The organism is Streptomyces sp. NPDC001135 (assembly GCF_053598395.1).
The window spans coordinates 104,650-128,206 of record NZ_JBSFKD010000022.1 but is presented as its reverse complement, the minus strand read 5'-3'; the positions used below and the strand labels follow the sequence as shown (position 1 = coordinate 128,206).

Sequence of the window (23,557 nt, the reverse complement as noted above, 5' to 3'; positions counted from 1 at the left end):
ACAACGACAGCGACCCGATCCGACGAGGTACGACAAGGCCGCGTCGTAGGACCCTACAGTCCCGTCACGACGCGGCCGTCGTACGAACGTCAGTGCGCTGCCGTCAGTGTGCTCCGGTGCCGGTCAGGGACCGTACCTCCAGTTCGGCGTACTTGCCGGCGTCCGGGGCCTCCTTCGACAGCAGGGTGCCCACGGCGCCGAGCAGGAATCCGACGGGGATGGAGATGATGCCGGGGTTCTCCAGGGGGAACCAGTGGAAGTCGACGTCGGGGAACATCGAGGCCGGCTTGCCGGAGACCACCGGCGAGAACAGCACCAGGCCGACCGCGGTGACCAGGCCGCCGTAGATCGACCACAGGGCCCCGGAGGTGGTGAACCGCTTCCAGAACAGGCTGTAGAGGATGGTCGGCAGGTTGGCGGAGGCGGCGACCGCGAAGGCGAGGGCCACCAGGCCGGCCACGTTCAGGTCGCGGGCCAGGGCGCCGAGCACGATGGAGACCGCGCCGATACCGACGGTCGCCCAGCGGGCCGCGCCGATCTCCTGTTTCTCGGTGGCCTGGCCCTTCTTGATGACGCTGGCGTAGATGTCGTGCGCGAAGGAGGACGACGAGGCCAGGGTCAGGCCCGCGACGACCGCGAGGATCGTGGCGAAGGCGACGGCGGAGATGCTGGCGAGCAGGACGGCGCCCCAGGTGGAGTGGACCCCGCCCAGATGCAGTGCCAGGAGTGGGGCGGCGGTGTTGCCCGCCTTGTTGGAGGCGATGATCTCGTCCGGCTTGATGAGGGCCGCCGCGCCGAAGCCGAGGGCCAGGGTCATCAGGTAGAAGGCGCCGATCAGGCCGATCGCCCAGATGACGGACTTACGGGCGGCCTTCGCCGTCGGCACGGTGTAGAAGCGGATCAGGATGTGCGGCAGGCCCGCGGTGCCGAGGACCAGGGCGATGCCCAGCGAGATGAAGTCCAGCTTGGTGGTGCCGGTGGCGCCGTACTTCAGGCCCGGTTCGAGGAAGGCCGTTCCCTTGCCGCTGTTGTCGGCGGCCCTGCCGAGCAGACCGGAGATGTTGAAGTGGAACTTCAGCAGGACCAGGAAGGTCAGCAGCAGGGCGCCGGCGATCAGCAGCACCGCCTTGACCATCTGGACCCAGGTGGTGCCCTTCATGCCGCCGATGGTGACGTACACGATCATCAGGACCCCGACCAGGGCGACGATGCCGATCTTGCCGCCGTCGCTGGTGATACCGAGCAGCAGCGAGACGAGGACGCCCGCGCCCGCCATCTGGGCCAGCAGGTAGAAGATCGAGACGACGATGGTGGAGGTGCCGGCGGCCGTGCGGACGGGGCGCTGGCGCATGCGGTAGGCCAGGACGTCGCCCATGGTGTAGCGGCCGGAGTTGCGCAGGGGCTCGGCGACCAGGAGCAGGGCGACGAGCCAGGCGACGAGGAAGCCGATGGAGTACAGGAAGCCGTCGTAGCCGAACAGGGCGATGGCACCCGCGATGCCGAGGAAGGACGCGGCGGACATGTAGTCGCCGGAGACGGCGAGGCCGTTCTGGAAGCCGGTGAACTGGCGTCCGCCCGCGTAGAAGTCGGCGGCGTCCTTGGTCTGGCGGCCGGCCCACACGGTGATGACGAGGGTCGCGGCGACGAACACCGCGAACAGCGTGATGATCAGCGTCCGGTGCTCGCTCGCCTCACCGGCGGCCAGCAGGGTGTGCTGCGCGGGGCTCATGCGCCGGCCTCCATCCGGGACTTGATGGCCTGCGCCTTGGGGTCGAGCCGGGCGGCGGCGTGCCGGGCGTACCACCAGGCGATGAGGAAGGTGGTGAGGAACTGGGCGAGGCCCAGGACGAGGGCCACGTTGATGTTGCCGGCCACCTTGGTGCCCATGAAGCCGCCCGCGTAGTTGGACAGCAGGACGTACAGCAGGTACCAGGCGGTGAAGGCGATGGTCAGGGGGAAGGCGAAGGAGCGGTGGGCGCGGCGCAGTTCACCGAACTCCGCGCTTCGCTGCACATCGGCGAACTCCTCGGTGGAGGGAAGTGGCGCCCCCGGTGTCGCGGGGGGTGGTGTCTCGGTGGCCACGGAGTCTCCTCGCGTTGCGGATGCTGTGAGTGGACGCGGGCTCGATGGTGCTCGCGCTCCCTGCTCGAGGTCCACGACGCCACGCGAGGACCGGTTCAAGTCCTATGAGTTCTTTCGCAAGCGTTCTTGGCGGGTGATTGCCAAGTCATTGCTGAGTGGTGAGGCGTGGGGATAGCTTCTGCCTGCAACACCCGTCATGTACCTGCCCGAGCACCGACCTGTGTCTCGGGCGGTTCTGTATCCGGATGATGTGGAGATCCCATGGCTCATCTGCGCTCCAGACACCGGCTCGCGCTCGCCGTGCCGGTCGTGCTGTCGCTGACCGCCTCGCTCGGTTTCCTGCCGGCGACGGCCTCGGCGGCACCGGTCGAGGCCCCGGCGGCGCGGGCGGCGGACGACGGACCGCGTCTCGCGTACGTGGTCAACACCCGTACGGACCACCGCACGATCGAGTCGGTGCAGCGCGAGATCACCCGTAACGGCGGCACCGTCGTGGCCCGTTACGACCGGATCGGCGTGATCGTCGCGCACGCGGCGAACCCCGACTTCGGGGCGCGGATGCGTGCGGTGCCCGGGGTCGACTCGGCGGGCGCCACGCGTACGGCGCCGCTGAGCGCCGCGGGGACGACCGACGAGGGCGCCGTGCAGGTCCTGTCGAAGGCGGAGGCCGCGACACTCGCCGCGCACGCCGCGGCGGGCGAGGAGCCCCTGGAGGCGGACCAGTGGGATCTGCGGGCGATCGGCGCCGACAAGGCCGCGCGGATCAACCCGGGCAGCCCGAGCGTGACCGTCGGGGTCATCGACACGGGCGTCGACGACACCCACCCGGACATAGCCCCGAACTTCTCCGCCTCCCAGTCGGCGAACTGTGTGAGCGGCAAGCCGGACACGACGTACGGCGCGTGGCGCCCGGCGGACGCCGCGCACTACCACGGCACCCATGTGGCCGGCGAGATAGCCGCGGCCCGCAACGGCACAGGCGTGGCGGGCGTGGCGCCGGGTGTGAAGGTCGCGAGCATCACGGTGGCACAGCCGGACGCGACCTCGCTGTTCTACCCGGAGAGCGTGGTCTGCGCGTTCGTGTTCGCCGCCGACCACGGCATCCAGATCACCAACAACAGCTACTACGTTGATCCATGGCTGTACAACTGCATGGACGATCCCGATCAACGCGCCATCGTTGACGCGGTCAACAGGGCCCAGTCGTATGCACAGCGCAAGGGCACGCTCAACGTGGCCGCCGCGGGCAACTCCAACGACGACCTGGACGCGGACGCCCTCACGGACGGCTCCAGCCCCGACGACTCGACCGCCACCACCCGCACGGTCGACCCGCACGAGTGCTTCGACGTGCCGACCCAGCTGCCCGGTGTGGTGACCGTGAGCGCGGTGGGCGTGAAGGGCGCCAAGTCGTACTACTCCAGCTACGGCCTGGGCGTGATCGACGTGGCGGGTCCCGGCGGCGACAAGTACCAGATCCCGGACACCCCGTCGAAGAACGGCCGCATCCTGTCCACGCTGCCGAACGACCAGTACGGCTTCCTGCAGGGCACCTCGATGGCGTCCCCGCACGTGGCCGCGGTCGCCGCGCTGCTGAAGTCGGCGCATCCGTACGCCACCCCGGCCCAGCTGCAGGCCCTCCTGAAGGCGGAGGCGGACAACCCGGGCTGCCCGAGCGGGCCCTACGACGGGAACGGGGACGGGGTCGTGGACGCGACCTGCGTCGGCGGCAAGCGCGTCAACGGGTTCTACGGCTTCGGCACGGCGGACGCGCTGGCCGCGGTGACCCGGTAGAGCCCTCCATATATTGATCCAGTCAATACTGCATAGTATAGTCATGACTGGAATCAAGTCTGCCTGGTCCGCTCTGGGCGGCGATCCCGCCGCTGTCACGCGGGTCACCACCGTGCCGCGGGAAGGCGCGCTCCCGGCGCGCCTTCCCGTACGAGAACTCGCCCGCGCCTGTGTCGGCACCTGCGCGCTGGCCGCCGCGGAACTGGCGGCCCGCCGGGCGAGCCTCCCCGAGGTGCCCGGCGTCCGGGTCGACGACGGCGCCGTCGCGGCCGCCTTCCACAGTGAACGGCACCTCCTGGTCGACGGGCGGCCACCGGTCGTCTTCGCGCCGCTGTCGCGGTTCTGGCGGACGGCCGACGGCTGGGTGCGCACCCACGCCAACTACCCCCATCACCGCGCCCGGTTGCTCGGCGCGCTCGGTCTGCCGGCGGACGCCACGGTGGAGACGGTGGCCGCCGGGATCGCCGAACGCCCGGCGCTGGAGGTCGAGGAGGCGGTCCACGGCGCCGGCGGCCTCGCCGTGGCCCTGCGCACCCCGGAGGAGTGGCAGGCGCACGAGCAGGCCGCCGAGGTGGCCGCACGGCCGCTGGTCGAACGCGAGCGGCCCACCACGGCACCCGCGCGCGTGCTCGCGCCCCTGGACCCGGCCGCCGCTCCCCTGCTGCCCGCCGCCGGGCTGCGCGTCCTGGACCTCACCCGGGTCCTCGCCGGCCCGGTCGCCACCCGCACCCTCGCCCTGCTGGGCGCGGACGTGCTCCGCCTGGACGCCCCCTGGCTGCCCGAACTCCCCGACCAGCACGCCGACACGGGCTTCGGGAAGCGGTCCGCCACGCTCGACCTGGGCACCGACCGGGACACCTTCGAGGAACTGCTGGCCTCGGCCGACGTCGTCGTCACCGGCTACCGGCCGGGCGCACTCGACCGGTTCGGGCTCTCCCCGGAGGCACTGTTCGCGCGCCGGCCCGGGCTGGTCGTCGCGCAGGTCTCGGCGTGGGGCGCGTACGGCCCCTGGGGCGGGCGACGCGGGTTCGACAGCCTGGTGCAGGTGGCGACCGGTATCGCGGCGACCGAGGGTTCGACCGCGGAGCCCGGTGCGCTGCCCGCGCAGGCGCTGGACCACGGCACCGGCCATCTGCTGGCGGCGGCCGTCCTGCGGGCCCTGACCGAGCAGTCGTACGACGGCGGCGGCCGGTGGGTGCGGCTGGCGCTGGCCCGGACCGCGCTCTGGCTGACGGACGGGATCCGGCCGACCGCGGCCACGGGTGCGCCGTACGAGGGGCCCCAGGCCTGGCTGGCCGAGACCGGCAGCCCGCTCGGCCGGCTGCGGCACGCGCTGCCACCGGTGTCCTTCACGGGCGGCCCCGCCGGCTGGGCACGGCCTCCGGTGCCGTGGGGGTCGGACAGCGCCCGCTGGCGGTGAGCGGGCGGGCGGGCGGAAGCGTATGCGTGCGCGGGCGGCCTGTACGGCTCCCGCGCCGGCGGACCGGCCCCGCTGGAGGACGACGCCTTTCTGCCGACGGCCCTGCGCGGGTTCTCCCGCCGTCCGGCCGCTCAGGTGTGGCCCTTGGCCGCGGGGGTGGTCGCGGAGGGCTGCGCGCCCGCCCCGCGACGGAACAGAGCCGACGGTCTGCTGCACACCGTGCGTGCCGCTCGGGCCGGGGCGCGGCGAAGCGGCCGGGGCCGCGCTGCTCGGCCGCTCCGCGCGCGTGGCGCGTTCCGCTCTCGGCGATCACCACGACGGACGTGTGCGGTTCACTGCGCCGTATGCCGTCGGCCGGGGTCCTGGACCAGCTGGCGACGACGGCGTACGGACGCACCCTGCCGGCCGAGGCGGTCCTGGTCGCCGCCGTCGCGCTGTTCGCCCCTGCCGGCGCGGATCCGGCTGCGCCGCGCCGCCGGCCCGCTGACCCCCTACGCCCCCGCCCGGCCGAGCCGGTCGCCGTGGGCGCGGTCGTCGCGGTCTCGGGCCCGCTCACCGCGCCGCCGCTGCCGATCCGCTGGAGCTGACCGGCCGTGACCGGCTACCGGTCGTTGGTGACGAGCACCTTGAGGGCGGTGCGCTCGTCCATGGCCTTGTAGCCGCCGGGGACGCCCTCGACACCGACGGTCATGTCGAACACCGGGGAGGGGTCGATCGTGCCGTCGAGGACGTCCGGCAGCAGGTCCGGGATGTAGGCGCGGACCGGGGCGACGCCGCCGCGCAGGGCGATGTTCCGGTCGAACATGACGCCGAGGTCCAGGCCGGTGCCGCTGCCGTGCGGCACGCCCACGAAGCCGATCGCGCCGCCGTCGCGGGTGATGTTGACGGCCGTCCGCATGGACTGTTCGGTACCGACGGCCTCCACGACGGCGTGCGCGCCCTGGCCGCGGGTGAGCTCCCGGACGGCCTCGACGGCCGCGTCCCCGCGCTCGGCGACGACGTCGGTGGCGCCGAAGCGGCGCGCGATGTCGGTACGGACCTCGTGCCGGCCCAGCGCGATGATCCGCTCGGCGCCGAGCCGCTTGGCGGCCAGGACGGCGCACAGGCCGACCGCGCCGTCACCGACGACGGCGACCGTGGCACCGGGGCGGGCGCCCGCGCCGAGGGCGGCGTGGTGGCCGGTGCCCAGGACGTCGGAGAGGGTCAGCAGGGCGGACAGCAGGTGGTCGTCGGAGGCCGCGTCCCTGGGGAGCCGGACGAGGGTGCCGTCGGCGAAGGGCACGCGCACGGCCTCCCCCTGACCGCCGTCGTAACCGACGGAGCCCCAGAAGCCGCCGTGCTCGCAGGACGTCGTCAGACCCTCCCGGCAGTAGTCGCAGACGCCGTCGGACCACATGAAGGGCGCGACCACCAGGTCACCGCGCCTGACCGTGCCCACCTCGGAGCCGGTCTCCTCGACGACGCCGAGGAACTCGTGACCGATGCGCTGGCCCGGCTGCCGGGCCGCCTCACCGCGGTAGGCCCACAGGTCGCTGCCGCAGATACAGGCGCGCAGCACCCGCACCACGGCGTCGGTGGCCAGCTGCACCACGGGGTCGGGAACGTCCTCCACGCGCATGTCGTACGGGGCGTGGATGGTGGTGGCGCGCATGGCGAGGATCCTTCTCGTGCGGGGTCGTACGGTGCGCTCCCGGGGTGGTGGAGCGCACCTCACGGTACGTCGGCGCCGGTACGGGCCGCGCGGCGAGGTGCTGTGACCGGCGTGAACCGCCTTTCTTCGTCGATCACCGCAGGCGGTACGCCCAGCGGTTCTACGATGCCGCAGGCGGAACACGAGGAGGACCGGGGGATGCACGGACTGGAGACACTGCTGCTCCGGCTGGCGACGACGGTGGCGTCGTCGGCCACGAAGGCGGTCTTCGCCTCGAAGCCACGGGCGGGGCTGGTGACGGATCCGGTCCGGCCCCTGCCGAGGCCCGCGGGCCCGGACAGACTGGCGCGGGTCCTGGGCGAGCGGATCGCCTCCCGCTATGCGTCGCTGCCGGAGCACGAGCGGCTCGCGGCCGTGGCCGCCGTGCAGGACACGTTCGCGAGCGCGGGCCCGCTCGACGCCGGCCGGCTGTTCGCCGCCGATCTGAACCCCGAGCGGCTGGCGCTGGAGCTGGAGGGGCCGGCGGCCGATCTGGCAGAGCGGGCGCGCGACCTGTACAGCGAACTGCTACGGCTCTGCTGTGCGCACCTCGTCGACCAGCTCACGGCACAACCGTCGTTCCCGGCGCGGGCGGCGGTGGAGCACACACGGCGGTTCGGAGCACTGCTGCGGAAGGAGACCGGTGGCGAGCCGGCTGACAGCTTCGGCTTCGAACAGCGCTATGCGGAGTTCGTCGCCGCGACGCACTCCCGGCTGGAGCTCTACGGGGTGACACTGGGGGACCGGCGCCGCGCCGAGTGGCCGCTGGAGACCGCGTACCTCTCCCTCGCGGTGACCGGGGGGCACCGGTACGAGCGCCACCGCGAGGGCATGGCGGACCAGGCCCCCGTGAAGGTCGAGCAGGCGCTGGCGGACTGTGACCGGCTGGTGCTGCGGGGACAGGCCGGATCCGGCAAGTCGACACTCCTGCAGTGGCTGGCGCTGAACGCGGCCCGGCAGAGCTTCGGCCCCGAGCTGGCGGGCTGGAACAGCTGCGTTCCCTTCGTGCTGCGGCTGAGGGCGTTCAACACAGGGGACGGGTTGCCGATGCCGGCGGACTTCCTGTCCGCCGCGGGGGTGCCGCTGCGAGCGCCGGAGGGGTGGGTCGAGGAACTCCTCTCCGCCGGCCGTGCGTTGGTGCTCGTGGACGGCGTGGACGAGGTGCCGCAGCGGCTGCGCGGGCGTACGGAGAGCTGGCTGAGATCACTGATCACGGCCTTTCCGAAGGCGCGTTACGTGGTGACCACCCGTCCCTCGGCGGTGCCGGAGGGGTGGCTGGCGACCCAGGGCTTCAGCACGCACACGCTGCTGCCGATGGGCCGGGACGACATCGGCGCCTTCGTACGGCACTGGCACGCGGCGGCGCGCACGGAGTGCCGGTCGGACGGTGAACGGGAGCTGCTGGACCGTTACGAGCAGGGCTTGGAGGAGGCGGTGACCACGCGCCGCGACCTCGCCCGGCTGGCGACGAACCCGCTGATGTGCGCTCTGCTGTGTGCTCTGAACCGCGACCGGCGCATGCACCTGCCGCGGGCGCGCAAGGAGCTGTACGACGCCGCGCTCGACATGCTGCTGGTACGGCGGGACACCGAGCGGGAGATCGCCTCCGTCGAGGGGATCGTCCTGTCCCGGGACGAGCAGACGGCGCTGCTCCAGCGGCTGGCCTACTGGCTGATCCGCAACGGCCAGGCGGAGGCGGCCCGTCAGGAGGTCGTGGGGCTGCTGGACGCGTGGCTGGCGGCCATGCCCCAGGTGCGGGCGCAGGGGGACGCCGAACAGGTCCTCACCCAGCTGCTGATGCGCAGCGGACTCCTGCGTGAGCCGGTCCCCGGCGCCGTCGACTTCGTCCACCGCACCTTCCAGGACTACCTCGGCGCGAAGGCGGCCGTCGAGGCACGGGACTTCGGCGTGTTGGTCCGCAACGCCCACGACGACCAGTGGGACGACGTGGTGCGCATGGCAGTGGGGCACGCGCGCGTGGAGGAACGCGGGCGGCTGTTACGGCAGTTGCTCCAGCGTGCCGACCGGGCCCAGCACCACCGGGAACGGCTCGTCGTGCTCGCGGCGGCGAGCCTGGAACACGCGCCGGAGCTGGATCCGGTGGTCCGCGCGGAGGTGGAGGAGCGGGCCGGGCAGCTGATGCCGCCGTACACCTCGCAACAGGCCGAAGCCCTCGCCCGGGCAGGGGAACTGGTCCTTGAACTGCTGCCGGCGCCGGAGGGCCTGACGGAGCGGGAGGCCGCCGCGGTGGTGCGCACCGCCCGGTTGATCGGAGGCGACGCGGCGCTCCGGGTGATCACGCGGTTCCGTGCGGACCGGCGTCGCCGGGTACGCACCGAACTCGACACCGCCTGGTCGTCCTTCGACACCCGCGAGTACTTCGAAGCGGTGCTCGAGGAGACCGGCGGGGCGGGCCAGTTGCTGAACGTGCGTGAGCCCGAGGCGTTGGCCCTGCTGTCCCGTCTCCCCCTGCTCACCGACCTGAACCTGATCGGCGACCATGGTCTGCCCTCCACGGTCCTGGAACTGGAGAACCTCGAGTTCCTGGGTCTCGCCCACAACGGCGTGATCAGCGACCTCGCACCGCTGAGGCGGCTGCCGCGACTGCGTGAGCTGTGCATCAACCGCTGTGCGTCCGTCGCCGACCTCCGCCCGCTGTCCGGGCTGCCTTTGGCCAAGGCCCACCTGTACGGCTTCGGTGACGGGTTCTCGCTGGCGCCGCTGGCCGAGTGGCCCGACCTTCGGCACCTGACCTTCGACTTCCCCGCCGCGGAGACGAGCCTGGAGGAGCTGCCCTTCGCGCCTCGGCTCACGGGCCTCGGTTTCTTCCAGCAGGCCTGCGTCACACGGCTGACCGGTCTGGAGGCCCTCACCTCGCTCAGCTGGCTCACCGTCAACGAGGAGCACCAGTGGCGTGCCTTCCTCTCCGCCGGGGTCTTCTCGCCGTTGGACACCCTCCAGATCATCGACGTGCCGCACATCGACCTCGCCGACGTGGAACCCCATCAGCGCCTGACGCGGATCTACCTCGGCAAGACCGCGCGTGTGGATCACATGGCGGCTCTGGCCGAGCTCCCCGGTCTGGAGCTCGTGGAGTTCTCGCGGTGCGGCCCGCTGGACCTGACGCCCCTGGCTGCCCGGGAGGATCTGGAGATCGTGATCCACGACTGCGAAGAGGTCCACGGCACGGACCTCTTCCCCCGCGAGCGGCTGATCATCCACTGACCGGTCACCTCACACCCCCGCCGCGCCCAGCAGTCTGCCCGCCGCGTACGTCACCGCCATGGCCAGTGCCCCGCCCCACACGTTGCGCAGCACCGCACGCTTCGGGCCGGCCGCCCCCAGTCGGGCGCTGCTCCAGCCGGTGAGGACCAGCGCGGCCAGCACGGACACCACGGTCACCGGGAGCCGCCAGGCGGCCGGGGGCAGGACGATGGCCAGCAGCGGGAGCAGCGCGCCCACCATGAAGGACAGGAAGCTCGCCCAGGCCGCGTGCCAGGGATTGGCCAGCTCCTCGGGGTCGATACCGAGCTCCACGCGCGCGTGAGCCCGCAGCGCGTCCCGCGCGGTGAGCTGTTCGGCGGCCTCCCGAGCCACCCCGTGGGACAGGCCGCGCTCCTGAAGCAGCGCGGTCAGCTCCCGCAGCTCGGCCTCCGGTTGCTCCCGCAGTTCCCGTTTCTCCACGGCCAGCGCGGCCATCTCGGAGTCGCGCTGGGTGGAGACGGAGACGTACTCGCCGGCCGCCATGGACATCGACCCGGCGAGCAGGCCGGCCAGTCCGGCGGTGAGCAGCGCGGACCGGCTCTCGGTCGCGCCGGCCACGCCGACGACGATTCCCGCGGTGGAGACGATGCCGTCGTTCGCGCCGAGCACGGCGGCCCGCAGCCAGTTCAGCCGCGACCCGAGCGCACCCCCGTGGGCCTCTTCGTGGGCGGGTTCCATCACAGCAGGGAGGATCGCATCTCCACGGCCGCCACTCCGGCAGGACGCACCCCGGAGGTCACCACACCCGCACCGACGCCCCCGCGCGAACACCGGGCTGGTCGCGTCCGCCGGGGGGGTGTGCCAGCGGGACGGCGATCTCGGCCGTCGTCGGGCCCACCTTCGCGGCGATGGGGTTCAGCAGGCCGAGGTCGAAGCCGTAGACGCGGGCCGCGTGGTGGTGGCAGGACCGCGGCGACCGCGTCCGGGTCGGTCTCCCAGACGGCCACCACGCCGGTGGACCACGGCTGTTCGTGACGGCCGTACGGGCGCTGGTGCGGTCCCTGCTGCCACCGGCCGCGCCCACCCGCCCGCCCGACTCGGCCGGCTGACAGGCACGGGACGGGCGCGCATGCGCGGCGGCGGCTCCACGGCACCCGTCAACGTCCCGCCGCCCCGCACGCGCGCGTGTGCGACGCGTTCGTCCGCCGGGGCGCGGGCCCGGCACGAACGGCGCCCTCCGGGCCGCTCCGGCTCCCACCGACCGGGAAGCGCAGGCCGGCACCCTCGAACCGCGCTTTCCAGCCGGCCCGGGGTGAGCCGGGCGACACGCTCATGTGTGCGACGGCCGAGCGGCTGGACGGGGGACCGTGGCGCCGGCGGCACCTGCGGGAACCCGTTGTCAGTCGTGGCCCGTATCCTCATTGACCATGCTCGAAGACCGTGCGACCGCAGTGTCCTCCCCCACCCAGTGGCCGGCCGCGTATCCGAAGGGATACGCGGTCGTTGACGTGGAGACCACCGGCCTGGCCCGGGACGACCGGATCATCTCGGCGGCCGTCTACCGGCTGGACGAGCGGGGCGAGGTCGAGGACCACTGGTACACGCTGGTCAACCCGGAGCGCGATCCGGGACCCGTGTGGATACACGGTCTGACGAGCGAGGTGCTGGAGGGGGCGCCGCTCTTCGCGGACGTCGCCGAGGAGTTCGCGGCCCGACTGGACGGCCGGGTACTGGTCGCGCACAACGCCGTCTTCGACTGGCAGATGATCGCCCGGGAGTACGCGCGCGCGCAGCGCGAGGCGCCGGTGCGTCAGCGGCTGTGCACCATCGCGCTGTCGAAGGAGCTGGCCCTGCCGCTGCCCAACTTCAAGCTGGAGTCGCTGGCGGCGCACTACGGGGTCGTACAGCGGCGGGCGCACCACGCGCTGGACGACGCGCGCGTGCTGGCGGAGGCGTTCCGGCCCAGTCTGCGGGCCGCCGCGGCGGGCGGTGTACGGCTGCCGCTGCTGGAGTGCCGGCCGCTGACGGAGTGGTCGGACCGCCCGGTGCCCCGGCAGCCGTCCGGCGGATACGGGGGCTACGGCGGCTACCGGTCCGGCAGTTGGCGCCCCTCCCGCAGAAGGCCCGCATGCCCCCACCCCAACCCAGGACGCTACGAAGACGGCAAACGCCTCAAACAGGGCATGCGGGTGGCGTTCTCCGGGGACACCTCCACCGACCGCGAGCTGCTGGAGGACCGGGCCACCGAAGCCGGCCTGCATGTGGCGTCCAGCATCTCCCGGCTGACCAGCCTGCTGGTGACCAACGACCCCGACTCGGGCACGTCCAAGGTGGTCAAGGCACGCCAGTTCGGCACGCCGGTCGTCGACGAGGCCGCGTTCGGGCAGCTGCTGCGGGACGTCGAACCCGCCGACGAGTGATCGTACGGATGAGTGATTGGCACACGACTCACCCGGAACGCGCTCGCCCTCGCCCCGGCGACAGCCCACCCTGTGGCGCATGGCGAAATGCGAAGTTTGCGGCAATGACTACGGCATGACCTTCGAGGTCCACGCACAGGGCGCGGTGCATGTGTTCGACTGCTTCTCCTGTGCCATCCACCGGATGGCTCCCCTCTGCGAGCACTGCCGGGTGCAGATCATCGGCCAGGGCGTGGAGGCTGACGGCAAGTGGTACTGCGGCGCCCACTGCGCCCGGGCCGAGGGCAAGACGGGCATCGTCGACCGGGTGTGACCCGGTACCCGCCCGAATGCACCCCACGGCTCGGAGGTACCGTCGTGGGGTGCACCGCTACCGCTTCCTGTTGTCCCGCCAGTGGGTCATCCTCACGCTCGTCGCGATCGCGCTGATCCCGACGATGATCAGGCTGGGCTTCTGGCAGCACCACCGGTACCTGGAGCGCACCGCCCGCAACGACCTGGTCTCCTCGGCACTGCACGCCAAGCCGGTCCCGGTCGAGCGGCTGGCCTCCCCCGGGCACGCCGTGACCCGCACCGAGAGGTACCGCACGGTCACCGCGACCGGCACCTTCGACACCGCCAAGGAGGTCGTGGTCCGGCGCCGGACCAGCTCCGACGGCGAGGTCGGCTTCCACGTGCTCACCCCGTTCGTCCTGACGGACGGCAAGGTACTGCTCGTCAACCGCGGCTGGATCCCCGCGGGCGGAGTCCAGACCGCCTTCCCAAAGATCCCCGCCCCGCCGTCCGGCCGCACCACCGTCACCGGGCGGCTGATGGCCGACGAGACGACCGCGGCCAGCGGCATCAAGAACGTCAAGGGCCTCCCCGACCGGCAGATCATGCTGATCAACAGCGCGGAGGAGGCGCACCGGCTCGGCGCGCGGGTGCTCGGCGGCTATGTCGAGCAGACGGCGCCCGCGGCCAAGGGCGGCTCGCCGGAGCAGATCTCCGACCCCGGCAGCGAGGACGCCCCGCTCAACTACGCGTACATGATCCAGTGGTGGCTGTTCGCCGCGGCCGTCCCGGTCGGCTGGTGGTGCCTGGTCCGGCGGGAGATCCGCGACCAGGAGGAGGCCGCTGCGGAGGCGAAGCCGGAGGAGTCGGAACCGGCCGCGGTGTGATCCCGGGCTTCCCCCGGGGGGCTTCACTCCCCCGGCGCACCCCCTGATTGGCCCCCTGGTCCGCCGGGAAGCCGCATCCCGTGGACGCGCGCATCGAGGACTACGCCCTCATCGGGGACGAGCAGACCGCCGCGCTGGTCGGCAGGAACGGCTCGATCGACTGGCTGTGCCTGCCGCGCTTCGACTCCGGCGCCTGCTTCGCGAAACTGCTGGGCGACGAGAACCACGGCTACTGGCGGATCGCCCCCGAGGGAGCGGACACCTGCACGCGCCGCGCCTACCGCTCCGACACCCTGGTCCTGGACACCGAGTGGGAGACCGCCGACGGCACGGTCCGCGTCACCGACCTGATGCCCCAGCGCGACCGCGCCCCGGACGTCGTACGCATCGTCGAGGGGGTCAGCGGCCGGGTCACCGTCCACAGCACCCTCCGGCTCCGCTTCGACTACGGCTCGATCATGCCGTGGGTGCGCCGGTCGGACGGGCACCGGGTGGCCGTCGCGGGGCCCGACTCGGCCTGGCTGCGCTCCGAACCGGCCGTGCGCACCTGGGGCGAGGACTACGGCACCCATTCCGAGTGCGCCGTCGGCGAGGGCGAGCGGGTCGCGTTCGTGCTCACCTGGCACCCCTCGCACGAGCGCCGGCCGCCGCTCGTCGACCCTTACGAGGCCCTGGAGACCAGCGTCCGCGACTGGCGGCGCTGGGCCCGCCGGTGCCGTTACGACGGCCCCTACCGGGACGAGGTCGTGCGGTCCCTGATCACCTTGAAGGCCCTCACCTACGCCCCGACCGGCGGGATCGTCGCCGCGGCCACCACCTCGCTGCCCGAGCAGCCCGGCGGCGTGCGCAACTGGGACTACCGGTACTGCTGGCTGCGCGACTCCACCCTCACCCTCGGGGCGCTGCTCACCGCCGGCTACCACGACGAGGCCGAGGCCTGGCGCAACTGGCTGCTGCGCGCGGTCGCGGGCGACCCGGCCGACCTGCAGATCATGTACGGCGTCGCGGGCGAGCGGCGGCTGCCGGAGGCGGAACTGCCCTGGCTGCCCGGCCTGGCCGGCTCCTCCCCCGTACGCATCGGCAACGGCGCCGTCGACCAGCTCCAGCTCGACGTGTACGGCGAGGTGATGGACTCCCTGTCGCTGGCCCGCGCGTCGGGCCTGCCGACCCGGCCGCACATGTGGGCCATACAGCGCTCGCTGATGCGGTTCCTGGAGTCGGCGTGGCGGCAGCCGGACGAGGGCCTGTGGGAGGTGCGCGGCGGCCGGCGCCAGTTCGTGCACTCCAAGGTGATGGTGTGGGTGGCCGCCGACCGGGCCGTACGGACCCTGGAGCGGCACAAGGAGCTGGACGGCGACCTGGAGGGCTGGCGCAGACTCCGCGACGAGGTCCACCGGGAGGTGTGCGAGAAGGGCTTCGACCCCGAGCGCACCACCTTCACGCAGTACTACGGCTCCCGTGAACTCGACGCGGCGCTGCTGCTCATCCCGCGCGTCGGCTTCCTGCCGGCCGACGACCCGCGGGTGGTCGGCACGGTCGACGCGATCCGCGACGACCTCGGGCACGACGGCTTCCTGCGCCGCTACGACACCGAGGACTCGACGGTCGACGGGCTGCCGAGCGGCGAGGGCGCCTTCCTGGCCTGCTCGTTCTGGCTGGCCGACGCGCTGCACCTGACGGGCCGGACGAAGGAGGCGCGGGAGCTGTTCGACCGGCTGGTGGGCCTGGTCAACGACGTGGGGCTGCTGGCCGAGGAGTACGACCCCGTCCGCGGCCGCCAGCTGGGCAACTTCCCGCAGGCCTTCAGCCACATCGGGCTGGTGAACACCGCGCTCACGCTGTTCGGGGACGACCAGGCAGGATAGGGGCCATGGATCTTGGACTGAAGGACCGGGTGTACGTCGTCACCGGGGCGACCCGCGGGCTGGGCAACGCCGTCGCGCGGGAACTCGTCGCCGACGGGGCGAAGGTCGTGATCAGCGGCCGCGACGAGAAGCGGGTGGCCGACGCCGCCGCCGAACTGGGCGCGAACGCGGTCGGCTTCGCCGTGGACAACGCCGACGCGCAGGCTCCGGAGCGGCTGATCGCGGCCGCGCGTGAGCGCTTCGGCGCGTTCCACGGCATGCTGGTGAGCGTGGGCGGGCCGGCGCCGGGGTTCGTCGCGGACAACACCGACGAGCAGTGGCGGGACGCGTTCGAGTCGGTGTTCCTCGGTGCGGTGCGCCTCGCGCGCGCCGCGGCGGCCGAACTGGAGCCGGGCGGGGTCATCGGGTTCGTGCTGTCCGCGTCGGTGCACGAGCCGATTCCGGGGTTGACCATCTCCAACGGGTTGCGGCCGGGACTCGCCGGATTCGCCAAGTCCCTGGCGGACGAGCTGGGGCCGCGCGGGATCCGGGTGCTGGGGCTGCTGCCGTCGCGTATCGACACGGACCGCGTGCGGGAGCTCGACGCGCTGTCCGCCGACCCCGAGGCCACTCGGGCCGCGAACGAGTCCCGGATTCCGTTGCGGAGGTACGGGACGCCGGAGGAGTTCGGGAAGGTGGCGGCGTTCCTGATGTCTCCGGCCGCGTCCTATCTGTCCGGGGTCATGTTGCCCGTGGACGGGGGGATGCGGCACGGGTTCTGACGGCACCCCCGCTGTCAGGTGACCCTCTCCGCACGGTGCTTGACCCCCCTCAGCCGTACCTCCGCCGGAAGCGACGCCAGGCCCGCCGACCGGCGTGCGTGAGCCAGGGCCTGGTTCGTGAACCCGGTCAGGACCGCCGCCGCGTCCGCCCCCGGCTCCAGGTGGAGCCGGACCCTCGTCGTGGGCCTCGTACGCCGGCCCCGCAGCAGGATCTCGGCGTGGGCCACCCCCTCCTGCTGGACGGCGTCCTGGACCAGGGCCGACTCCAGGGCCCTGGCGCGCAGGAGGGCGGAGCCGCCGTCGCCGCTGTCGATCAGGATCTCGGTCGCCCGGCGGCGGCGCAGGGCCGTCGTGAGCCACCACAGGGCGAGCAGGACCACGATGGTCAGGCCCCCGACGACCGTGGCCCACCACCAGTCGGTGCCCCGCCAGCGGGTGCGTTCGGCCCGGGTGAGCAGGACGTCGTGCGGGCCCGTGTGGATCCACCAGGAAGGCGGCGGGGCGCCCAGGCCGACGGCCAGCACGGCGCCGCCGAGCGCGAGCAGGAACAGGCCGAGGAGGGCCAGGACGACACGGTGCAGGCCGGCCCCGCGCATCGACGTCACCCCTTCCGTCCGGGCCGGGTCACCTGCACGGACAGGGTGAGCGGCCGGGTCAGGCCGAGCCCCCGGACCGCGTCCGTGAGGACGGTGACCAGGTCGGCGCGTACGTCGTCCAGGTCGCGGAAGTGCGAGACGGCACGGACGTCCGCCCTTCTGCGGCCCACCCGGACCCGGGCCGCGCGGACCCCGGACACGTCCATGGCCCGGTCGCGCAGCAGGAGTGCCGCCGCGTCGCGCCGCAGTGCGGCGCGGACGTCGGGGTGCGGGCGCCGCATGGGCAGCAGACCGCGCAGGCCGGGGGTGACCGCGAGGACGATCAGCCACAGGCCGAGAACGGCGGCGACGGCCGCGCCGGTCAGCACCCAGGTGTCGTCCAGGGGCCGTTCGGCCAGCTGCCGGGCCAGGGCGCGCCGCCAGCGCATGGCGGGGTGGTGGGCCCGTACGGCGGCGATGTCGTACAGCAGAAGCCCGGCGCCGGCCAGCAGCAGGACCGCTGCGACGGCGGCCGGGACGCGGCGCGGTGACCAGAAGCGGCCGCTGCCTTCGCCGGGGGCGGGCGGGCCGGCTCCGGGGTCCTTGTCGAGGGTCGGGGTGGTCGTCCGGGGCTCACTCATCACGCCCTCCCGTGCGGTGCCGGGTGCAGCCGTTCGACCCGGACGGTGACCTCGGGCACCGTCATGCCCACCAACGCACCTACCCGCTCGGCGACTTGGCGACGCACGGCGGCGCAGTGGGCGCCGATGTCGCAGGGATAGCCGAGTTCGAGATGGACGTGCACCCGGGCCGCCTGTCGGTGGACGACGACCGTGGCGTGCGGGGCCGCCACGCCGGCGGGCAGCGGTTGCAGCGCCTCGCGGGCCGCCTGCGCGGCGACCTTCGCCACGACCCGGTCGGCGATCCGGGTGGCGCCGCGCTCGCCCGGCGGCACGAGGGCCGACGCCGGGCGCACCACGCCGGTCTCGGCGGTCACCGCCGGTCACCGCCGCCGGTCGCGCCGGTCGACACGGGTGCGGAAGAAGTCACCCAGTTCCAGGTCGCCGTCCGCGAACCGGCCGAGGACGAACCCGACCGCCCCCAGCGCCGCCACCAGCAGGAAGGCGGCGAAGCCGCCGAAGTACCCGGCGAAGCCCAGCCCCATTCCGGCGATCATGCCGATCACTGCCATGCTCATGCGGCGCTCCTCAGCTCATCGGGTGGGGGGTCGGGCCGCCGGCGCGTCACTGGATGCGCGGCGGCTCGGGCTCCTCGTCCTCTTCTTCCGGCAGTTTGACGTCGCTGACCGCGATGTTGACCTCGACCACCTCGAGTCCGGTCATGCGTTCCACGGCGACGATCACGTTCTCCCGTACGGCGCGGGCGACATCGGCGATCGAGACGCCGTAGTCCACGACGATCTCCAGGTCCAGCGCGGTCTGCACCTCGCCGACCTCGGCCTTCACGCCCCGCGTCACCGACTTGGAGCCGCCCGGCACCCGGTCGCGCACGGCGCCGAGGGTGCGGGCCAGGCCGCTGCCCAGGGCGTGGACGCCGACCACGTCGCGGGCCGCGAGACCCGCGATCTTCTCCACGACGCCGTCGGCGATGGTCGTCCGTCCGCGCGCCGCCGGATCGCCGCCACCGCGCCGGGTGGCCTTACGGGTCGCCACCTGCGGCTCGTGGTCGTCCTCGGGGGTCGTCGTCATGTCGGTCATCGCCGTACGTCCCTTTCGGTCGTCGTCCCCTCCGTTCGTCCCCTGTGACCACCGTATGCAAGGTTCCCCGGCCGCGCGCCGGTGATACGGCAGGCTGGTGGAATGACGGCGGAGCGATGGACACAGGTCGTACGGCATCAAGGGGCGCTGGGCCGGCTGCTGCCGCTGGGCGGGCCATGTGACGGCGCCTGGATCGCGGAGGGCGCCGCCGGGGCGGTGCTGGAACGCGCGGTGGCCGGGGTGCCCGGGGTGCGGCTGGGCGCGCTGCGGATCCTGCTCGCCGACCCGGACGAGGTGCGCGAGCCCGTCGTACCGGCTCCGCCGAGCGCGCTGCCGCCGGGCGCGCTGCGGCTGACGGCGGACTTCGCCGCGACGGCGGACGAGCCGCTGCCGGCGGTGGCGTCCCGCGTGCGGCTGGCCCTGGCGACGGCTGCGGCGGAGCGGCTCGGGCTCGTGGTGACGGAGGTCGACCTGCGGGTGACCGACCTGCTGGAGACGGAGGAGGCGGCCCCTCAGCGGCGTGCGCCACGGCCGGCACCCGCGCGTCGGCCCATGGACCCGGACGAGACGCGGGTGGCCGAGGCCGCACTGACCGTCCCCGGGGTGACCGGTCTGACGGGTTCCCTGGGCGGTCTCGGCCGGGCGGTACATCTGCAGGAGCGCACGACCGGTACGGCGCTGCCGCACCGGCACGTGCGCGTGGAGCTGACGACCGGCCCGGACCACCGGGCCGTGGAGGTGGCCCGGCGGGTCCGCGAGGTCGTCCGGGACGTGCTGGAGGACCGCCCGACGGTAGCGGTGCTGGTGACGGCGGTGGACTAGGGGCCGCCGCTGTGGGCAGCCGTCCCGCGGGGCGCCGTACCAGCGCGGGGCTCATTCGCCCACGCCGGCCAGGTCCCGCAGTCGCCGAGCCTGGGCAGCCCGCTCGGCCGCACGCTGCTCGTCGTACGTACGGTCAACGGCACCACGGAGCAACGCCTTGGTCTCCACCACCGCATCCCGCGGCGCAGCCAACAGCGCCGCGGCCAAGTCCCGTACGGCGTCGTCCAGTTGTCCGCCCGGCACGGCAACGTTGGCCAGCCCGGACGCCACCGCCTCCTCCGCCCCGACGGACCGCCCGGTCGCGCAGATCTCCAGTGCGCGGGCATACCCGACGAGACCGACCAGCGGGTGCGTGCCGGTCAGGTCGGGCACGAGGCCGAGGCTGGTCTCGCGCATGGCGAACTGCACGTCGTCCGCGACGACCCGCAGATCGCAGGCGAGCGCGAGCTGGAAGCCGGCCCCGATGGCATGCCCCTGGACGGCGGCGATGGACACGATGTCGTTCCGCCGCCACCAGGTGAACGCCTCCTGGAACTCGGCGATGCTCGCGTCGAGCCCGGCGTCGTCACGGCGCGCGAGTTCGATGAAGGTCGGCTCGCCCGGGATCCCCTCCGGAGTGAACATCTGCCGGTCGAGACCGGCGGAGAAGGACCTGCCCTCGCCACGCAGCACCACGACACGGACGGAGCCCGGCAGCAGCCGCCCGGCCTCGGTGAGCGCCCGCCACAGGGCGGGGCTCTGCGCGTTGCGCTTGGCCGGGTTGGTCAGCGTCACCGTGGCGAGCGCGTCGTCGACGGTGAGCCGTACGCCGTCCTTGTCGAGTACAGGAGCGAGGTCCTGGTCGGGCGAAGCCATGGGGCGCCTCCGATGGGTGCGGTCAGCCGGGCATGCCGGGGGCATGCTTAAGTGACTGCACAGTAACCACCCGGCCGATCAGATCGCCGACCGGGTGGCCACCATCGAAGCCGGTGGGCCGCCCGGAGTCAGGACGAAGCGGCCTTCTTGCCCCGGGTCGCTCCGCCACGCCCACGGAGCGTGACGCCCGACTCGCTGAGCATCCGGTGTACGAAGCCATACGAGCGGCCGGTCTCCTCGGCCAGCGCCCGGATGCTCGCACCGGAGTCGTACTTCTTCTTCAGGTCTGCCGCGAGCTTGTCGCGCGCGGCGCCGGTCACCCGGCTGCCCTTCTTCAGAGTCTCGGCCACCCGTGCCTCCTCATGGGAAGTGCGCTCTGGTCTCCTCATGATCACCCCTCTTGGGCGTGATGGCCACCCATTCGGCAAGGTCCGTAAGACATCGTTGTGACGACAGGAGCCGATCCCCACAAGCGGAACACGCAATTCCATGGAGTGGTGTCCGCACGGCCGAACGGGTGGATTCGCGAAGTGCCAGGTCAGCGACGCGAAGCGGCCGACCCCTTGACACGGAGAGGATCGGCCGCGAAATCCGTGTACGACACACCTCGATACGAGGAGATCTCACACAGATGATGGATCACGGATCGGCCGAATGATCCATACGCAGTGGATCACGCCAGGGCGACGAGGTCCGCGTAGTCGGAGCCCCACAGGTCCTCGACGCCGTCCGGCAGCAGGATGATCCGCTCGGGCTGGAGTGCCTCGACGGCGCCCTCGTCGTGGGTGACGAGGACGACCGCGCCCTTGTAGGTGCGCAGGGCGCCGAGGATCTCCTCACGGCTCGCCGGGTCGAGGTTGTTGGTGGGCTCGTCGAGGAGGAGGACGTTCGCCGAGGAGACGACGAGGGTGGCCAGGGCGAGACGGGTCTTCTCACCGCCCGAGAGGACACCGGCCGGCTTGTCGACGTCGTCCCCGGAGAACAGGAACGATCCCAGCACCTTGCGGACCTCGACCAGGTCCATGTCGGGGGCGGCCGAGCGCATGTTCTCCAGGACCGTGCGGTCGGCGTCGAGGGTCTCGTGCTCCTGGGCGTAGTAGCCGAGCTTGAGGCCGTGGCCGGGGACGACCTGACCGGTGTCGGGCTTCTCGACGCCGCCGAGCAGCCGCAGCAGGGTGGTCTTGCCGGCGCCGTTGAGGCCGAGGATGACGACCCGCGAACCCTTGTCGATGGCGAGGTCGACGTCGGTGAAGATCTCCAGCGAGCCGTACGACTTCGACAGGCCCTCGGCCGTCAGCGGGGTCTTGCCGCAGGGCGCGGGCTCCGGGAAGCGCAGCTTGGCGACCTTGTCGGACATCCGGACCTCGTCGAGGCCGGAGAGCAGCTTCTCGGCCCGGCGGGCCATGTTCTGCGCGGCGACCGTCTTGGTGGCCTTGGCGCGCATCTTGTCGGCCTGGGCGTTGAGGGCGGCGGCCTTCTTCTCGGCGTTGGCGCGTTCCCGCTTGCGGCGCTTCTCGTCGGCCTCGCGCTGCTGCTGGTAGAGCTTCCAGCCCATGTTGTAGACGTCGATCATGGAGCGGTTCGCGTCCAGGTAGAACACCTTGTTGACGACCGTCTCGACCAGGTCGACGTCGTGGGAGATCACGATGAAGCCGCCGCGGTACGTCTTCAGGTAGTCCCGCAGCCAGACGATCGAGTCGGCGTCGAGGTGGTTGGTCGGCTCGTCCAGGAGCAGGGTGTCCGCGTCGGAGAACAGGATGCGGGCCAGCTCGATACGGCGGCGCTGACCACCGGAGAGGGTGTGCAGCGGCTGGCCGAGGACGCGGTCGGGGAGGTTCAGCGCGGCGGCGATGGTGGCGGCCTCGGCCTCGGCGGCGTACCCGCCCTTGGTGAGGAACTCCGTCTCCTGGCGCTCGTACTGCTTGAGGGCCTTCTCGCGGGTGGAGCCCTTGCCGTTGGCGATGCGCTCCTCGTTCTCGCGCATCTTGCGGATGAGCACGTCGAGCCCGCGCGCGGACAGCACCCGGTCCCGGGCGAGGACGTCCAGGTCGCCGGTACGGGGGTCCTGCGGGAGGTAGCCGACCTCGCCGGAGCGGGTGATCTGGCCGGCGGCCGGGATGCCCTCGCCCGCGAGGCACTTGGTGAGAGTGGTCTTGCCGGCGCCGTTGCGGCCGACGAGGCCGATGCGGTCGCCCTTGGCGACGCGGAAGGTGGCGTTCTCGATGAGGACGCGCGCACCGGCGCGCAGCTCGATACCGGAGGCGGAGATCAAGGACAGACTCCAGGGCGTACAGGGGTTGGCGGGTGGGCGGCTGAGGACGTTCCCGCCGTCTAATGCGCGAGGAGAATGGCCATGCGACAAGTCTAACGGGGCCGTGCAAGCGGTTTTTCTACGTCCGCGCGTTCGGACCGGACCGCGGAAGATCGTTGCCGAGGGGCGTGCGGTCCGGGGTGATCCGCCCGAGGTCGTCCAGGGCCACCAGCTGCCCGGTCCAGGACCCTCGCACACAGGGCTGGGCGACCAGCAGGGCCGCACCGCGCCGTACGGCTCCCTCGGGCCGGAACGCGCAGCCGGCGCGGGCGGGCAGCAGCCAGCGCAGATCGCCGTCGGCGAGGCGGTACGCGGAGACGCGGTGCGGGGTGACGACCGCGAGGATGCCGTGGCCGAGCGGGCGCAGGACGCCGGTGCCGCCCTGGGCGGGGAGCCACTCGGCCGCGTCGGGCAGCGCGCGGTGCCAGCGCACCGAGCGGCCGTCGGCGCCGGTGAGCAGCCCGTCCTCCCACAGCGCGATCACCTTCTCGCCCGCGGCCAGCACGGCGACCGGCCGATGCCCCACGCGCGCGTACCGCCAGCGCGGTACGCCGGTACGGGTGTCGTAGGCGACCACGACGGCACCCCGCGCCCGGGACGTCCACACGCCGGCCCGCGGCTGCCGCTGCCCGTGCACGGCCGGCACGAAACGGTCTCCGTACGGGAGGGGCCGCACGTGGTGAGCGGCACCGAGCAGACCGACGGCGAGGAGAACGCCACAGAGAACACGGAGGGCACGGCGCACGCGCGCGGTACGGCCGTGGTGGGTCGTGGGGCGGGGGGAACCCGGGGTGGTGCGGCGCGTTGCGCGCGGTGGTCCGGCGGGGCTGTGAGGCGGGTGGTCGGCGGGTGGTGGGGTGGCCACCTGTCCCCCTTCGGT

23 protein-coding genes and 1 pseudogene are annotated in these 23,557 nt (G+C 72.8%); 10 read left to right on the top strand and 14 right to left on the bottom strand.

Features of this window, described 5'->3' with window-relative positions; translation table 11 throughout:
• Positions 1–103: 103 nt before the first annotated feature.
• Both ACWC94_RS25720 and ACWC94_RS25715 read right to left on the bottom strand, forming a co-directional pair.
• Positions 104–1,729: a solute symporter family protein gene (locus tag ACWC94_RS25720; RefSeq protein ID WP_450799376.1), complete on the bottom strand. Its 1,626-nt coding sequence runs from the start codon at positions 1,727–1,729 to the stop codon at positions 104–106.
• A complete protein-coding gene (locus ACWC94_RS25715; RefSeq protein ID WP_450799374.1) occupies positions 1,726–2,082 on the bottom strand; it encodes a DUF485 domain-containing protein in 357 nt (118 codons plus the stop codon). The genes ACWC94_RS25720 and ACWC94_RS25715 overlap by 4 nt, the downstream gene beginning before the upstream one ends.
• Before the next feature lie 261 nt (positions 2,083–2,343).
• Between ACWC94_RS25715 and ACWC94_RS25710 the strand changes: the two genes are divergently transcribed.
• The 3 genes from ACWC94_RS25710 to ACWC94_RS25700 all read left to right on the top strand — a co-directional run bounded on the left by ACWC94_RS25710 (position 2,344) and on the right by ACWC94_RS25700 (position 5,883).
• Positions 2,344–3,876, top strand: a complete 1,533-nt coding sequence (locus ACWC94_RS25710; protein ID WP_450799372.1) for a S8 family peptidase — start codon at positions 2,344–2,346, stop codon at positions 3,874–3,876.
• Positions 3,877–3,919: 43 nt separating this feature from the next.
• Complete coding sequence (locus tag ACWC94_RS25705) at positions 3,920–5,296, top strand: CoA transferase (protein WP_450799370.1); 1,377 nt, start codon at positions 3,920–3,922, stop codon at positions 5,294–5,296.
• Between the two features lie 344 nt (positions 5,297–5,640).
• The gene (locus ACWC94_RS25700) at positions 5,641–5,883 is read left to right on the top strand and encodes a hypothetical protein (RefSeq protein ID WP_450799368.1); all 243 of its coding nucleotides are present in this window, start codon (positions 5,641–5,643) and stop codon (positions 5,881–5,883) included.
• Between the two features lie 14 nt (positions 5,884–5,897).
• Here the strand turns inward: ACWC94_RS25700 and ACWC94_RS25695 are convergent, their stop codons facing one another.
• The gene (locus ACWC94_RS25695; RefSeq protein WP_450799367.1) at positions 5,898–6,947 is read right to left on the bottom strand and encodes a zinc-dependent alcohol dehydrogenase family protein; all 1,050 of its coding nucleotides are present in this window, start codon (positions 6,945–6,947) and stop codon (positions 5,898–5,900) included.
• A gap of 198 nt (positions 6,948–7,145) precedes the next feature.
• On the opposite strand from ACWC94_RS25695, the gene ACWC94_RS25690 reads away from it, so the two are divergent.
• Complete coding sequence (locus ACWC94_RS25690; RefSeq protein WP_450799366.1) at positions 7,146–10,211, top strand: NACHT domain-containing protein; 3,066 nt, start codon at positions 7,146–7,148, stop codon at positions 10,209–10,211.
• 9 nt (positions 10,212–10,220) lie between these two features.
• Here the strand turns inward: ACWC94_RS25690 and ACWC94_RS25685 are convergent, their stop codons facing one another.
• The gene (locus ACWC94_RS25685) at positions 10,221–10,931 is read right to left on the bottom strand and encodes a VIT1/CCC1 transporter family protein (protein ID WP_450799365.1); all 711 of its coding nucleotides are present in this window, start codon (positions 10,929–10,931) and stop codon (positions 10,221–10,223) included.
• A gap of 194 nt (positions 10,932–11,125) precedes the next feature.
• Positions 11,126–11,212 (bottom strand): annotated as a pseudogene (locus tag ACWC94_RS25680) (acetoacetate decarboxylase family protein); the annotation flags it as partial.
• A 405-nt stretch (positions 11,213–11,617) separates the two neighbouring features.
• Between ACWC94_RS25680 and ACWC94_RS25675 the strand changes: the two are divergent.
• The 5 genes from ACWC94_RS25675 to ACWC94_RS25655 all read left to right on the top strand — a co-directional run bounded on the left by ACWC94_RS25675 (position 11,618) and on the right by ACWC94_RS25655 (position 16,396).
• A complete protein-coding gene (locus ACWC94_RS25675) occupies positions 11,618–12,610 on the top strand; it encodes a DEDDh family exonuclease (protein ID WP_450799364.1) in 993 nt (330 codons plus the stop codon).
• 79 nt (positions 12,611–12,689) lie between these two features.
• Positions 12,690–12,923, top strand: a complete 234-nt coding sequence (locus tag ACWC94_RS25670; protein ID WP_450799363.1) for a hypothetical protein — start codon at positions 12,690–12,692, stop codon at positions 12,921–12,923.
• A 49-nt stretch (positions 12,924–12,972) separates the two neighbouring features.
• Positions 12,973–13,770, top strand: coding sequence for an SURF1 family cytochrome oxidase biogenesis protein (locus ACWC94_RS25665; protein WP_450799361.1), 798 nt, complete (start codon positions 12,973–12,975; stop codon positions 13,768–13,770).
• 80 nt (positions 13,771–13,850) lie between these two features.
• Positions 13,851–15,635, top strand: coding sequence for a glycoside hydrolase family 15 protein (locus tag ACWC94_RS25660; RefSeq protein ID WP_450799360.1), 1,785 nt, complete (start codon positions 13,851–13,853; stop codon positions 15,633–15,635).
• Positions 15,636–15,640: 5 nt separating this feature from the next.
• Positions 15,641–16,396, top strand: coding sequence for an SDR family oxidoreductase (locus tag ACWC94_RS25655; RefSeq protein WP_450799359.1), 756 nt, complete (start codon positions 15,641–15,643; stop codon positions 16,394–16,396).
• A gap of 14 nt (positions 16,397–16,410) precedes the next feature.
• On the opposite strand, the gene amaP is transcribed toward ACWC94_RS25655, so the two are convergent.
• From amaP to ACWC94_RS25630, 5 genes are read right to left on the bottom strand one after another with little or no spacing between them, the layout of a single operon-like run.
• Positions 16,411–16,992, bottom strand: a complete 582-nt coding sequence (amaP, locus tag ACWC94_RS25650) for an alkaline shock response membrane anchor protein AmaP (protein ID WP_450799358.1) — start codon at positions 16,990–16,992, stop codon at positions 16,411–16,413.
• Between the two features lie 5 nt (positions 16,993–16,997).
• On the bottom strand, positions 16,998–17,612 hold the full coding sequence (locus ACWC94_RS25645; RefSeq protein ID WP_450799357.1) for a DUF6286 domain-containing protein: 615 nt from the start codon (positions 17,610–17,612) through the stop codon (positions 16,998–17,000).
• Entirely contained in the window at positions 17,612–17,968 is a 357-nt protein-coding gene (locus ACWC94_RS25640; protein ID WP_450799356.1) for a hypothetical protein, read from the bottom strand. Before ACWC94_RS25640 ends, ACWC94_RS25645 begins: the two co-directional genes overlap by 1 nt.
• Positions 17,969–17,974: 6 nt before the next feature.
• The gene (locus ACWC94_RS25635) at positions 17,975–18,169 is read right to left on the bottom strand and encodes a hypothetical protein (protein WP_450799355.1); all 195 of its coding nucleotides are present in this window, start codon (positions 18,167–18,169) and stop codon (positions 17,975–17,977) included.
• A 46-nt stretch (positions 18,170–18,215) separates the two neighbouring features.
• Positions 18,216–18,689 (bottom strand): Asp23/Gls24 family envelope stress response protein, encoded by a 474-nt coding sequence (locus tag ACWC94_RS25630; protein WP_450799354.1) that lies wholly within the window; start codon positions 18,687–18,689, stop codon positions 18,216–18,218.
• A 102-nt stretch (positions 18,690–18,791) separates the two neighbouring features.
• Here ACWC94_RS25630 and ACWC94_RS25625 point away from each other — a divergent pair, with 102 nt between their 5' ends.
• Positions 18,792–19,511: a nucleopolyhedrovirus P10 family protein gene (locus tag ACWC94_RS25625; protein WP_450799353.1), complete on the top strand. Its 720-nt coding sequence runs from the start codon at positions 18,792–18,794 to the stop codon at positions 19,509–19,511.
• Positions 19,512–19,562: 51 nt separating this feature from the next.
• Here ACWC94_RS25625 and ACWC94_RS25620 read toward each other — a convergent pair whose 3' ends face one another.
• From ACWC94_RS25620 to ACWC94_RS25605, 4 genes are all read right to left on the bottom strand, one after another.
• Complete coding sequence (locus ACWC94_RS25620) at positions 19,563–20,366, bottom strand: enoyl-CoA hydratase/isomerase family protein (RefSeq protein ID WP_450799352.1); 804 nt, start codon at positions 20,364–20,366, stop codon at positions 19,563–19,565.
• A 128-nt stretch (positions 20,367–20,494) separates the two neighbouring features.
• A complete protein-coding gene (locus ACWC94_RS25615) occupies positions 20,495–20,716 on the bottom strand; it encodes a helix-turn-helix domain-containing protein (protein WP_004002281.1) in 222 nt (73 codons plus the stop codon).
• A gap of 323 nt (positions 20,717–21,039) precedes the next feature.
• On the bottom strand, positions 21,040–22,638 hold the full coding sequence (locus ACWC94_RS25610) for an ABC-F family ATP-binding cassette domain-containing protein (RefSeq protein ID WP_450799351.1): 1,599 nt from the start codon (positions 22,636–22,638) through the stop codon (positions 21,040–21,042).
• 118 nt (positions 22,639–22,756) lie between these two features.
• Positions 22,757–23,323, bottom strand: coding sequence for a hypothetical protein (locus ACWC94_RS25605; protein WP_450799350.1), 567 nt, complete (start codon positions 23,321–23,323; stop codon positions 22,757–22,759).
• Positions 23,324–23,557 lie beyond the last annotated feature (234 nt).